This is a genomic window from Brevibacillus sp. IT-7CA2, from assembly GCF_949767855.1.
Lineage (GTDB): Bacteria > Bacillota > Bacilli > Brevibacillales > Brevibacillaceae > Brevibacillus.
The window spans coordinates 23,890-36,895 of the sequence record NZ_CATKQT010000018.1; the positions used below are offsets into that span (position 1 = coordinate 23,890).

The 13,006-nt window shown below is 48.0% G+C and carries 15 protein-coding genes; 11 read left to right on the plus strand and 4 right to left on the minus strand.

Translation table 11 applies throughout. The annotated features are described in order from the left end of the window. Positions 1-28: 28 nt before the first annotated feature. On the plus strand, positions 29-208 hold the full coding sequence (locus ACM6JA_RS12520) for a hypothetical protein (protein WP_007717080.1): 180 nt from the start codon (positions 29-31) through the stop codon (positions 206-208). Between the two features lie 65 nt (positions 209-273). Here the strand turns inward: ACM6JA_RS12520 and ACM6JA_RS12525 are convergent, their stop codons facing one another. The 3 genes from ACM6JA_RS12525 to map all read right to left on the minus strand — a co-directional run bounded on the left by ACM6JA_RS12525 (position 274) and on the right by map (position 2,836). Beyond that, a complete protein-coding gene (locus tag ACM6JA_RS12525; RefSeq protein ID WP_414852545.1) occupies positions 274-870 on the minus strand; it encodes a TetR/AcrR family transcriptional regulator in 597 nt (198 codons plus the stop codon). A gap of 14 nt (positions 871-884) precedes the next feature. Further along, entirely contained in the window at positions 885-1,910 is a 1,026-nt protein-coding gene (locus tag ACM6JA_RS12530) for an LLM class flavin-dependent oxidoreductase (RefSeq protein WP_414852546.1), read from the minus strand. Between the two features lie 179 nt (positions 1,911-2,089). Then, positions 2,090-2,836 (minus strand): type I methionyl aminopeptidase, encoded by a 747-nt coding sequence (map, locus tag ACM6JA_RS12535; RefSeq protein ID WP_414852547.1) that lies wholly within the window; start codon positions 2,834-2,836, stop codon positions 2,090-2,092. A gap of 132 nt (positions 2,837-2,968) precedes the next feature. Between map and nadE the strand changes: the two genes are divergently transcribed. The 3 genes from nadE (at position 2,969) to ACM6JA_RS12550 (ending at position 4,834) form a co-directional block, all read left to right on the plus strand. Continuing rightward, positions 2,969-3,721, plus strand: a complete 753-nt coding sequence (nadE, locus tag ACM6JA_RS12540; RefSeq protein WP_414852548.1) for an NAD(+) synthase — start codon at positions 2,969-2,971, stop codon at positions 3,719-3,721. Positions 3,722-3,723: 2 nt separating this feature from the next. Next, a complete protein-coding gene (locus ACM6JA_RS12545; protein WP_414852549.1) occupies positions 3,724-4,548 on the plus strand; it encodes an MBL fold metallo-hydrolase in 825 nt (274 codons plus the stop codon). A gap of 64 nt (positions 4,549-4,612) precedes the next feature. Beyond that, the gene (locus ACM6JA_RS12550; RefSeq protein WP_173617041.1) at positions 4,613-4,834 is read left to right on the plus strand and encodes a hypothetical protein; all 222 of its coding nucleotides are present in this window, start codon (positions 4,613-4,615) and stop codon (positions 4,832-4,834) included. A 64-nt stretch (positions 4,835-4,898) separates the two neighbouring features. On the opposite strand, the gene ACM6JA_RS12555 is transcribed toward ACM6JA_RS12550, so the two are convergent. Continuing rightward, the gene (locus ACM6JA_RS12555) at positions 4,899-5,384 is read right to left on the minus strand and encodes a DUF2062 domain-containing protein (protein WP_414852550.1); all 486 of its coding nucleotides are present in this window, start codon (positions 5,382-5,384) and stop codon (positions 4,899-4,901) included. A 212-nt stretch (positions 5,385-5,596) separates the two neighbouring features. Here ACM6JA_RS12555 and ACM6JA_RS12560 point away from each other — a divergent pair, with 212 nt between their 5' ends. The 7 genes from ACM6JA_RS12560 to ACM6JA_RS12590 all read left to right on the plus strand — a co-directional run bounded on the left by ACM6JA_RS12560 (position 5,597) and on the right by ACM6JA_RS12590 (position 12,973). Continuing rightward, positions 5,597-6,226 (plus strand): DedA family protein, encoded by a 630-nt coding sequence (locus tag ACM6JA_RS12560; protein WP_414852551.1) that lies wholly within the window; start codon positions 5,597-5,599, stop codon positions 6,224-6,226. Further along, complete coding sequence (locus ACM6JA_RS12565) at positions 6,219-6,737, plus strand: YkvA family protein (protein WP_007717045.1); 519 nt, start codon at positions 6,219-6,221, stop codon at positions 6,735-6,737. Before ACM6JA_RS12560 ends, ACM6JA_RS12565 begins: the two co-directional genes overlap by 8 nt. Positions 6,738-6,756: 19 nt before the next feature. After that, positions 6,757-7,704, plus strand: coding sequence for a 3'-5' exoribonuclease YhaM family protein (locus tag ACM6JA_RS12570; RefSeq protein ID WP_414852552.1), 948 nt, complete (start codon positions 6,757-6,759; stop codon positions 7,702-7,704). Positions 7,705-7,825: 121 nt separating this feature from the next. Then, positions 7,826-9,388 (plus strand): YcdB/YcdC domain-containing protein, encoded by a 1,563-nt coding sequence (locus ACM6JA_RS12575; protein ID WP_414852553.1) that lies wholly within the window; start codon positions 7,826-7,828, stop codon positions 9,386-9,388. A gap of 166 nt (positions 9,389-9,554) precedes the next feature. Beyond that, positions 9,555-10,550 carry a hypothetical protein gene (locus tag ACM6JA_RS12580; RefSeq protein ID WP_414852554.1) on the plus strand — a complete coding sequence of 332 codons (996 nt, stop codon included), beginning with the start codon at positions 9,555-9,557 and terminating at the stop codon, positions 10,548-10,550. Continuing rightward, positions 10,547-10,822, plus strand: coding sequence for a hypothetical protein (locus tag ACM6JA_RS12585; protein WP_007717030.1), 276 nt, complete (start codon positions 10,547-10,549; stop codon positions 10,820-10,822). Before ACM6JA_RS12580 ends, ACM6JA_RS12585 begins: the two co-directional genes overlap by 4 nt. Positions 10,823-10,903: 81 nt before the next feature. Further along, positions 10,904-12,973: a YecA family protein gene (locus tag ACM6JA_RS12590; protein WP_414852555.1), complete on the plus strand. Its 2,070-nt coding sequence runs from the start codon at positions 10,904-10,906 to the stop codon at positions 12,971-12,973. Positions 12,974-13,006 lie beyond the last annotated feature (33 nt).

The window sequence follows — 13,006 nt, forward strand, 5'->3', positions numbered from 1 at the left end:
GGAAAACCTACATAGGGAGGGAAAAGCAGTGTATCTCGGCGTGTTCGATTTGAATCAGCGTTTGGAGCAAACTCGCAAAATCTTGCGGGAAAAGCAACATCTGAAAAAACTGATTGAAGAAGACATCCTTGACTTGGAACAAGACGTCAAAGAATTAGAAGCGATGACGACGAAACAAGACAAGTATGCAACCAGTGCCCAGCGCTAAAACAGCTCGATGAGCGACAAAAAGAGGAAGTGGCAACTGCCCGAAGAAGGCAGGGGGCCACTTTTTTAATTGTGAAGCGCTTGGTCCAAAACTTTTTCTACGATGGCAGGAACCATACGGATCGCTGCACTATCGGTTCCGTATGTCTGGCTATCCGCGTAAGTACCTTCCATCAACAAGATAAGCGTATAGGCCAGCTCGCATGGATGCGCAGCGCCCAGGGCAGTCGTGCGGTCCAAAAAAGCATCGCGGATTCGTTTCTGATGCGAGCAAACCAACTCGCGAACAGGATGAACCGGATCAGGAAACTCGACAGCTACATTGATAAAACAACAGCCGCGAAATTGCTCGTTGGACGCTCGCTCAGCCAAATCAGCAAAAAACTGAATGAGCTGCTCTCGTGGTCGATTGGGATGTTTGGCGATGCTCTCCTCCCACTCTTGCCAAAATACGTCTTGCTTTCGGGTCATATAGGCGAGAATCAGGTCCGTTTTCGAGGAAAACTGCCGATAGACGCTCATTTTATTCATTCCGGCACGCTCGACGATGGCGTCTACACTAACGGTATGGATCCCTTCTTGATAAAACAATTCTTCAGCAGCGTTCAATATGATCTCTTGTGCTTTTTCTCGAGGCACGCGAGGCCGTTTTGCTTCCGTCATATACCATCCCCCATTTAGGACTTCCAGACGTCGGCGACAATTTCAAAAGAGCGCACACGATCGGCATGGTGGTACATTTGCGTCGTAATCATGAGCTCATCTGCTCCTGTAGCATCGACCAACTCTTGCAGTTTGCTTTTCACGGTAACAGGGCTGCCGATGATGGAAGAACGCAGCTGTGCTTGGACAGACAGTTTTTCAAATTCGCTCCATAGCTCATCCATATTGTCCACAGGTGGTTGGATTGGCTTGAGATCGCCGCGGACGAGATTTAAGAATGCCTGGTAATGGGAGGTGGCCAGTCGATTCGCGAGCTCATCGGTATCGGCAGCCATCACATTGACGCCAACCATGGCATATGGCTGATCCAGCACTTCCGATGGTCGGAAACAATGGCGATACGTCTGCAATGCAGGCAAGGTGAAGTTCGGCGAAAAATGCCCAGCAAAAGCAAACGGCAAGCCGAGCATACCCGCCAGTCGCGCTGAGAAATCGCTGGAACCGAGCAGCCAGATCGGGATGTTCAGACCTTCGCCAGGGATAGCATGGATGGCTGATGCCGACTCGCTTGTTCGCGGACGAAGATATTCACGCAGCTCCTCCAATAGCTCCGGGAAATCGTCTCCACCAATCCGCAAATCGCGGCGTAGCGCACGTGCTGTTCGTTGATCCGCCCCGGGGGCGCGTCCAAGACCTAAGTCGATCCGGCCTGGATAGAGAGACTCCAGTGTCCCGAATTGCTCGGCGATCACGAGTGGAGCATGGTTGGGCAGCATAATGCCGCCTGAGCCTACACGGATTTTGCTGGTGCCTCCGGCAATGTAACCGATGAGAACGGAGGTGGCAGAGCTGGCTACGCTGGGCATTGCGTGGTGTTCGGCGAGCCAATAACGTGTAAATCCCCATTTTTCAACTTGTTGTGCCAGATTGAGACTGTTTTTGTACGATTCAGCAGCGTTGCTACCCTCCGTAATAGGTGCTAAATCAAGAACGGACAATGGGATATCTCGAAGCTGCTTAGATGAGATTGTATCGGACATGGGATGGAACCCTCCTTGTGCTTAACGGTTGCTGGTCGGATAAGTTTGTTACTGAGTAGTAACAAAACGTACTTGCATCATACGGAGCAGAAGAAGGGATGTCAACGCTTGGATGTGTGATCGAGCACATTGGGAGAAAAAGAAAAAGCCCTGACAATGCAAGGGCTCTTCGTACATCCTTATTGTTTTGTTAAGATAACTGGTCCATTCGCGGTAATAGCGAGGGTATGCTCATATTGAGCCGACAGCTTCCCATCGCGAGTACGTGCTGTCCAACCATCTTCATCGACCATCGCGTGGTACGTCCCGATGTTCAGCATGGGCTCAATGGTAATGACCATGCCTTCTTTGAGGCGTTGTCCTCTGCCAGGAGGGCCAAAGTGAGGAACGAACGGCTCCTCATGCATTTCCTGACCGATACCATGTCCGGTAAAATCGCGCACGACAGAATAGCCTTGTGCTTGCGCATACGTTTGAATGGCGTGGGAAATGTCACCGATCCGATTGCCTACGACAGCTTGCTCAATACCGAGATACAGCGATTTTTCAGTGACTTCCAGCAGTCTTTTCGCTTCTGGGGACACTGTTCCCACTTCATAAGACCAAGCGGAGTCAGCCAGCCAACCGTTTTTGCGAACAACCATGTCGATTGTAACGATATCGCCATCACGCAGAGGCTCTTTTTTCGGGAAGCCATGGCAGATGACATCATTTACTGAACCGCATGTGGCATAGGGATACCCATGAAACCCTTTTTGCTCAGGGGTCGCGCCATTTTTAGCTAAAAATTCTTCTGCGAATTGATCAATCTCCCAGGTAGAAATGCCTGGACGAATCATCTTGGCAATCTCACGATGACAAGCAGCCAAAATCTTGCCTGCTGCATGCATGAGTTCAATTTCTTCAGGTGTCTTGAGGATAATCATCGACTCTCTCCTTCTCCTCGTTAGTCAAAAACTCTCTATAGTATATAGTGTAGTCCCGTTCTGCGCCAATTGCCACACCGAAAACGGCATGGTAGGATGAGGGAGAAATAATCAACCCTGGGGGTAGGTAGCGTGGACAAGTTTCAAGAACATCTGGCGAACTACCAGATTCATGTAAAAGAAGACGTGGAAAAACGTATTGCCTTTATTCGTGAGCAAATTGACGGAAATGGCCTCGGCGGTGCAGTCGTCGGTATTTCTGGTGGGATTGACAGTGCCGTTACGGCAGCGCTGTGTGTTCGTGCTTTAGGCTCTGAACGCGTCATTGGCGTTTGGTTGCCTGCTTACTCGCAAACCCTTCATGAAACAGATTCCAAGCGACTTGCTGAAGCGATTGGATTGAATTTGCACACGGTTGATGTAGGGCCAGCCTACGACGCTTTGGTTCCTGCTATCGAGGGTGTACTTGGGCTTGATGACAAAACAAAGGGAAATACAAAGGCTCGTTTGCGGATGACAGTGTTGTACGCCGTCGCTAACCAAAAAGGATACTTGGTAGCGGATACGTGCAACCGCAGCGAGATTCATGTTGGCTATATGACAAAAGGCGGAGACGGTCTTGCCGACTTTAATCCAGTAGCAAGCCTGACCAAGCATGAGATGCGAATTCTCGCTGCTGAGCTCGGGGTGCCTGCTGAGATCATTACGAAGCCGCCTTCAGCTGATTTGTGGGAAGGGCAGACAGATGAACAGGAGATGGGCTTCACCTATGAGGATCTGGATCGATTGCTGATTACTGGGGAAACTCGACCAGAAGCCAAAGAACGCATCGATTACCTGCATCGAATCTCTGAGCATAAGCGCAACATCATGCCAGGCATATAGATATGGCACAACCCTACAAGCTGTTTACAAGTTGTCTGTGGCAAACGACCAGTGCAGTCGTATCAACCGAGCAACGTCTCTACTTGTTTGATCCGGCCTATTTTCCCCATGAGATAGAGGCGATTGCTGACTATGTGCAAAGGGAGAGGAATGGAAGAGAGCTCGTTCTTGTCCTGACTCACGGAGATTGGGATCATGTTGTCGGAGTTGGCAAATTTCCGGATGCCACAGTCATTGCACAAAAGGGAATCCTCACCGATGGGCGGATCGAGAAGAAGCTGAACAAGGCAAAGAGGTTTGACGGGTCGTATTATGTGGTCAGATCGTATGAAGTAGGAATGCCGAAATTCACGAAATTAGTGGAGGATGCACAAGAGTGGCAGGAAGTCTTTTTCCTACCTGTACCAGGACATACACCCGATCAGATGGCGACCTTGTTCCGGGAGCAGAAGCTGCTTGTTGTCGGTGATATGCTATCCAATTTGGAATTCCCGTTTATCGATGATAGCAGTGCCTATTTGGAGAGTCTGGAAAAAATCGAGCGGTTGGTCCTTCAAGGAGATGTGGAAGAAGTCATTCCTGGACACGGAGTACCTGCAAAAGGACGCGAGGAAATCCTGCATCGGATTGAACGGGATCGCCAGTACTTGTTGGATACACGTGCAGTTGTTTTCGAGGGTATCGCCAATAACGTAGAGGAAGACGTACTTAAAGAGCAGTTTTCCCAACTGACGTATGATGGGGTATCGATCGATGAACATCTCCGTTCATCCCATGACGAAAACCGGGATCAACTATGCAAGGAAGCTATTTCGCAGAAAGGTTGATTATTCCACGGTTTTATAAGATAATAGGGGTTACGCAAATCTTTCTAGGAAAGAGGTGGAACAGATGTCTACGACTGAATTGATGCTGAGAACAAGTCTGGAAGGACGTGTGAAGCGTACGTTGCAAACGTACTTCCGTCGCCCTAACGACGTGTTGATCGAGGAAAGCCTCGGAGCGAACGGTTTGTCCCCAGAGCAAGTGAAAGTAACCGTGGAGCTCTTGAACGAAGAGAAAACTGTTGCCGAAATCATGGAGCACCTGCAGGATAAAGGCTACTTTGCATAACATTGCGAGCAAAAAAGACCGGACTGACATTCAATTGTCGGACCGGTCTTTTTCGTTCGAACGATTAAGGGGTAGGGCTTTCTTTAGGGAATGAGCGCCGTAATTTCTTGCGACGATACAATTGAAGGCCAGTTAAAACGAGAAAGTAGCTCACGAAAGCGACTATCAGCCCCATGATGGCACTCCCGGTAAAATAGACAAGTCCTTTTTCTTTCACCCAGACAAGCCATTGCATCCCAGACTCGTGGTGGATCAAATGCCCTTGTAACGGTTTGCCGATCAACACGTATCCAATATTGTAATTGAAAAGGATGAAAAGCGGTAAGATGAGCTTTCCGATGACAAACGCAACCAAACCAGCGGGCAAACTGGCGCGAAACAGCTTGCTTAGCGGGAAAAGCAAGAGAAACGCGAGGCCAAAAGTAGGCAGGGTAATGAACTCGATGAAGATTCCGAGCGAAAATCCGCGGGCGACAAAAGCTGGAGCCCCTTTCATTCTCAGCACCTTGTAGTATTCGAATTTTAGCTTTCGATATGTTTTTTTCAACATCCGTGCTATCCCTCGTTTGTCCCAAGTCATTTGTCTGTAATATTCCCTAAGGGTAAGGCGAATGGTGAGGCTGGATTCGTTTTTCGGTTGATGTTGTAGAGTATCTCCAAGTTGGCAAAAATTAATAGTTGCCATATGAGCTCTGATTTGAGAATGCGCCTTTCTTTTGGCATAATGGAAGAGGGCAGCTTGCTGGAAAAGTGGTGACATTCGTGGAAGATGTAATGGGAACCTTCGGTGACTATATTGCGCAATATGGGTATGGCGCCTTGTTTGGATTGTTCTTTCTAGGAATTTTGGGGATGCCCTTGCCTGAAGAAACGCTGCTCGTTTTTTCTGGATTTCTTGTTTCAACGGGAAAATTGGAATTTTGGCCTACTTTTTTCGTCTGCTTTCTCGGTTCCGTTACAGCGATGACGGTGGCATACTGGATCGGCAGAACGTTAGGCTACGCTTTTCTCGAACGATATGGGAAACGATTAGGGATGGGCTATACGGTTTACAAAAAAACGGAAGAGTGGTTTAATCGCGTCGGTAAATGGGCGCTTCCGCTAGGCTATTTCATCCCTGGTGTTCGTCAGTTTACAGCTTATTTTGCGGGGATCACGCGATTGCCTTTTCCGACTTTCATGCTCTATACCTATTTGGGTGGGCTGTTTTGGAGCTTGCTTTTCGTGACGCTTGGCTGGCAATTAGGAGAACGCTGGGATGAGCTGTTTGATTTGATTGCTCGTAACCTCGCGATTTTCTTTATCGCTTTGCTCGCATTGATCGCAACCTGGTCGTATTTCAGACACAAGAAGAATGTAAAAAAGCAATTACGGAGGGATCAGAATGAGTGAAGAAAACCGCAACGAAAATCTACTGCCTGTGGTTCAGAAGCCAACCGAACTGGTTCCTGTAGTATTACCAGAAAAACATCAGCGATTTTATGATAAATTGCGTGAAAAAATCGAAACGTTCATTAGAGACAAGGGAGTCAATGATTCTGTAGCCAATTTTATATTGCTTGCACCAGATTTGTTTGTACTCTTGGCCCGCCTTATGCTGGACAAGCGCGTAGGTGTTCAATCAAAAGCGTTAGCGGGTGTAGCGGTTGCCTACTTCATTACCCCGATTGATTTTATTCCGGAGGTATTAGTCGGCGGATTCGGTCTTGTGGACGACGTTATTTTGGCTGTTTATGCTTTGCGCAAGATTTTGGTGGATATCGATGAATCGATTGTACGTGAGCATTGGAATGGCGAAGAAGACCTTTTGGCTGTCATTACGAAGGTGGTTCGATCAGCGGATGATTTAGTCGGCAAGAAAATAGTGAAAAAGCTCGAAGAAACCCTGTTCCGAAAAAAATAAGCTAGGATGGGACATTTAGATGAAATATTTATTGGATTATCAAGAGGGAGAGCGTGTAGTCGCTTTTTGCCTGATTAAAAGCAAGGAAGCTGGCGTAGCGAGTAACCAGAGTGAATACTTGAATCTGGAGCTGGGAGATCGCTCCGGAACGATCACGGCAAAGCTATGGGATGTCAATGCAGAAATGAAGGAATGGATCAACGTCAAGGCTGTCGTGAAGGTCGATGCTGCCGTCCAGGTGTATCGTGGGAAAAAGCAACTGGTGATTCAACGGATCAGACCGGCTGCCGCATCCGACGAAGTTCAGATGGAGTCGCTCATTCCGATCTCACCAGTTCCGGTAGATGAACTGTGGACAAAGCTTACCCATGCAGTCGACAGCCTGCAGAGTGCCACGCTCAAGGCCATTATTCAAGAAGCACTGTCAACAGAGGAGATTCAGGATCGCCTTCGCCATTATCCGGCTGGCGTTCGCATGCACCACAACTATTATCATGGTTTGCTCGAGCATATTGTCTCTCTGTTGACGGCGGCACAGAGCCTCTTGCCACTGTATCCACAAGTAGACAGGGATGTACTGATTGCAACTTGTATCTTGCACGATATTGGAAAACTGTACGAGCTATCTGATCCCATCGCCCCGGATTACACCACGCCAGGTCAGTTGATTGGTCATCTGGTCATGGGAGTCGAGATGGTAAGCGGCATTTGCCGCAAGCTAGACATTTCTTTAGGGGACGCGGAGGTTCTGCACTTGAAGCATTGCATTTTGAGTCATCATGGAGAGGTAGAGAACGGCTGGGGCAGTGCTGTATCTGGAAAAACGCCTACAGCTGTCATGTTCCATTACCTGGACCAGATCGACAGCAAAATGAACGCTTTGAGCCAAACACTAGCGGATATGACGGAAGAAGAGGAATGGGCGTACGCTGGCGTGCTTAGACGAAAAGTCTGGCGCGGGTATTAATTCATGCAATAAAAAGCCAACTGCTAAGCAAAACGAAGCAGTTGGCTTTTTTAGATAAATCAGAAACGTTTTTGCAGGAAGCTCGTCTTAACAGTAATGCTTGTAAATAGGAGGTATTCATGTGAAAAAGCGAAACAGAGCTGCCATGTTTGTGTTGGCAGTCAGCATGGTCACGACACCAGTGGCACTTCTGCATCCGTTGTCTTCCTATGCGTATGATGGCAAATCGAGTCTGGAACCCATTGAGTTGCCAGAAGACATCGTCCATTTGTTAACAGAATTGAAAGAGGACTATTTGCCTCTTATGAAGGACCTTCATGTGGACTCATATGGAGGGACTAGCAACTCGGGGTATGTCATTAATCTCTCAGATCGAAAGAGTGTGATTACCACGAATACGACGCTCAATATCTCTACAAATGCAGAGGGAGATATGACCAGCTTTGTCCTGCATGATGTGAACCGGGACAAAACAACCAAAATCAATAATAAGGAAGCCTATCAAAAGGCTGTCGATTTTATTCGAAATTACATAACGGTTGATCATGTTATTTCCACGCAAGCGATGTTTTCTATCGATCGTGCATCAGAGCTGGATCATCTGGCAGTTGTTAGCATCTACCCACAGTTGAACAATACATGGGTGGACAAAGAGATGGCACGGGTCATGGTTGACGCAAAGGGTCAGGTTGTCCGTTTTCATCAAGAAAAGGTAAAGCTACCTACTACAGCAGAGGTAGTGGACCCAAGCAAGGCAGTACCGCTTGAAAAGGCAATGAAGGAGTGGCAAGACAAGGTATCCTTGGAATTGGTCTACGATGAGTCAGCGGGTAAGCTCGTTTACGTGCCTGACCAATTGCCAACGATAGATGCTCTGTCTGGTGAAGAAGTTCCGTCTGTGTATAAAACAACGAGTGAGACGATGAAAATCAAAGGAACAGCCGACATGAGTGTCTGGCGAGATACGAAAAAAATGGAGCAGATGCTCGAGAAGGATTTTGGTCTGAAGCTGAATCAACGCACATACAAAAATGTAAAAGAAGACAAAAAGTATAAAAACAGTGACATCGATCGCCATGAATGGAATGCGAGTTCGTATCAAAGCGCGTGGATTACCCTCGACCGTAAAACAAAATCACCCATTGAATTCAAGCTGGACGGTCCCGTAGAAAAGGAGCGTGAGAAGCCGCTCACGCATGACGAGGCAAAAGACATCGCAGTACAATTTGTGGAGAAATACTTACTGTCCAAAGAAGAATCTTTCTCCGTAAAGGAGACGAGTCTTGTGGAAAATCTGCCGGGTTGGGCGGATCAAAATCTGGTGCGGCCGATCAGTAGCTTTGCTTTTCATCCTGAGATTGACGGTATCCCAACCAAGAGACCACTGTTTTATGTGGAAGTGGACGCAAAGAAGGGCAATGTAGTCCTTGCTCAAGTAAATGATCTGCCGTCCATGCCTGCTACCATCAGTAAAGACGGTATTGTCAAGGATGAGAAAGCAAAGGATGCGTATGTCAAAGAAGCAAATCTGCGCTTGGCATACTGGTATCCGAAGGTAGGTACACATGCAGCGAAACTGCCGCAGTTGGCCTATTTACCGACAGCTGATGCCAAGTCTTTGCAGATCGATGCTGCAACGAGTGCAGTAGAAGAAACCTGGCTGGAATGGAAAGCTACCCAATAACCAATACCCGATATGGTGTAGAAGCCATGTCGGGTTTTCCTTTTCATCATTATCGGAATTCATAAACACTTCAATGCAGGTAGGATTTTTTTTCTTTTTGTAGAATATCTTCTTGATTCCCATTTGATTTGGCAAACAATGCCGATCACGAGAAGGAGAAAGTGCAATGAAACGGCCAACTTATACCCTACCAAGTATTGTAAAAAAGGTATTCCGGCCCGGTGAGCGCTCCCTTCCACGTACGGAGATCTGCTCCCGGATGGAAGCGAATGAGCTGAATGCTTTTTTGGATCTGGACTGCGAGACAATACTGGATAAAGTGTTGAACATGGAGCAGTCTCCAGTGCGAGTTGGAAGCTCAGAGGCGATCGTAGAGGTCACTCACCAGCCGCATCAAGTGTACGACTTGGCTCATCGCTATTTGCGAGATAGCCAAACACCAAAAAAGCTTGAGCAAATTGTCGCAGAGCTGCGTCGTCAAACGCAGTTTGGCTGGAATCAGATTCTTCGTATGCTGCAATTGGAACGCGATCCTCGCTTTGTGCAATATCAAGGCGACAGCAGATGGTTTTTGGCAGAGTGGACTTTGGGCAATGACCAAGTGTATGCGTTTTGCCGCGACAATGGCATTACGCAGGTAGCTGCTCGCACATTAGTCCATTTTCTGGAGCAGGAAGTAGGGATTGCTGCAGATGCTGCTTTTCTCCCTGCGCAAGATGACCGCTTCCGCATTGACGGTGATACCATGTACATCATTGCTCGTAGCGAAGATTCCAAGGAAGAGCAGGCGGCCCTTGAGGTTGCTGTTGCTGCCCCTTCTGTATCGATAGGAAACAGCGAGTCCGTCTCAGAAGAAATTGCATTGGAAGAACCAGCGAATCCCTTACACCAGGTGGAAAAACAACAAGAACAATTATTTACCAAGGAGGAAGCTACTATGTCTACCATTACCAACCAGCAAGTTCTCGAGGAAGTACAAAAACTGATGCAAGAAGCTATCGACCGCTTGGAGACAAGAAACCAAGAAATGTCCCAAGAAGTTGTTGCTCATTTTCAACAAAGCAATATGCAAGCTATAGAAGTGCTGATGAAAGAGAAACATAAGCATGAGCAGATCGTACTTGGCATTCAACAGGTGCTAGCTACCAGTGAACAACAATGAGTAAACTTGAGGCTACGATCCGGTTAGAGCAGAGGTTTGCCATCCTGCGCGAGGTTATCGCGGGCTATCGGATTCGCCTTCAAGAAATGGAGAAGGAAGTGGTGGAGCTTTTTGCCACGAACCAACTCTCTGCTATTTCAGCATGCATGGGCGAGAAGCAGCGCATCGTCAGGTTGATGAATCGACTGGAACAATTTATTGTCCAATGGGAAAGCAACAACACGGATGTGGGTATCGCACATGAACCAAAGCGAGAACACTTGAACACATGACGAATAATGCGGTAAAATAGGGGGATTGTGCATGATTCCCCGCGCATGCCGCGTGGGATGGAAAGGAGATCCAAACCCTCTATGTCGGTAGGAAGAAACGAACTGTGCCCTTGTGGGAGCGGAAAAAAATACAAAAAATGCTGTGGGGTTGTCACTCCCATTACGGAGCTGCGTAGCCGCCACGAGCAAAAGCTGCAAAAAGAATACGCTGGCTGGGTCGAAAGACTGAACCATTTTGTCGGCGCAAATGTAACCAGCGAGACGATTCAAGAAGCGCGGAGTCGTTTTGCAGAAGAAGTAGGTTTGACCCAAGAGAGCGTCGCACGTCCTGAATGGGCAGCCCATTTCTTCAACTGGTGTGTATTGGACGTCAAAACAGGTGGAAGCACGCTGCTTGAGAACTATATCAAACAGCATGGACGTCGGATGGAGCCTGATCTTCGCCGTGCGTTTGCTGGATTGCACCTGAATGTTTATGAAATCGTGGAAGTGGATCGTGATGTCATCACGGTTCAACAACCGATTTCGGAAGAAAAACACTATCTGCTTCGTGCCAATACGTTGAATGTTGTCCCTGGACAATTGATCGTAGGGCGTCTGCTGAATCTAGGTCTGCGTGATATGCTCTTCTCTGGCAGCATTATCTTGCAGCCACATGTCAAGGAAAGCCTGCTCGAGTGGTTACACCAGCATCCAGAAGTAGAAGCTGCGAAGGCAGATACGAGCAAGAGAAGCTATACGACAGAGCTGTATCACTTCATTGTTCAATTTGGTGAAGCGGCAAGCGAGTCGGAAGCACCGAAGCAAGAATCCCTTCTGCGTCGTACCTATGCTATGCCAGATCGTAAACAACTGCTGAAAGTAATCGAGTCGAACCCTGCATTTGAGCTGAAAAAACGGGATGGTGCTCGTGAGACATGGGTATTTGCGACACGCAAGGAAGAGCATTTGTTCCCGAATTTAAAGGATGCCTTGCTGGAGCTATACGAAGTACAGGCAGAAGTGATTTTGCAGGATGACAGCCTGATTCTGGAAGGGTATGCACCGCAGTTGGACGAAGTCGCAGAGCTTTTGCTGCTGCTTGCATTTGAGAACGAAGAGGAGATTCGCGTTCTTACTTCAACGGGCTCTCGTTTGTCCAAAGGAACTCTGTTTATCACGAGTCAGCCTACTTTGCCACCCAAAGTGTTGCAGTGGGCAGTCCAAACTTATTTTGCTGAAAAATGGCTGGTTACCTCCCATGAACAGCTCGATGATTTGGCTCCACTCTTGGTTGCGGCTACAGAAAACAAGGAGCTGCATGAAAAACTCCACAAGCTGATGAAGCAAATGGAACAGGATCGTAAAATCGGACAAGGTTTGGCTCGCTTTATCCGAATGGACATGCTTCGTCCTCGCCTCTCGTTGTCAAATGACAGCCTGCATGTGCATAACCTGCTGCGCCGTCCGCTGATCGAGGGGTTGCCGGAGAGTGTGTACACTGTACATCCTGACAGACTTGCGGACATCAATCGCTTCGTGCATGAGATGACCGAGGGCAAGTCAGAAGCAACCGTCAAAAAGTACGATGAGGTTATGAACAACTTACGTTCATTCGTTAGAGGAGCGTTTGGCCCATCTTTCACATGGGAGCAGTTGCGCAGAGAGGACCTGGTATACTTCCTCGTCCACGACATTTTCACGCGCACGGACGCAACGACCAAAACGTTGGCAACAAATCTGATGTCTGTTTTGACGGCGTTCTTCAAGTGGCTGGATAAGCAAGGACCATACGCGCTTTATCCTGTCATGCAGCCATTGTTCGCCGAGTTGAAGGAAACATTGCCGGAATCCTATCGCTTGCGTGGCGTGCTGGAAAAAGAAGCGACTCAAAATCTTTACAGCAACCCGATGGCGATCAAAGATATCACGGAAGAATCCATAATCGTGCAAGAGATCACTTCATCTGGTTGTACGGCAAAACGTGCGAATGGCGAGACAATCAAGCTGTCTGTTGGCGCTGAATTGGGTGCTACGCTGGCAGCAGATTGGATGATCCATGGCTTGTTCGGTCAAGGTGAGGACGGTACTTGGAGACTGTACGGTACGCCTGAAGTGTATCCGCCAGTCATTGCTCAAGTGCTGGGCGCACCAACAGGTGTATTGGTCTAGATTCCCTAGCATAAATAAAAACCCGAGGATTCG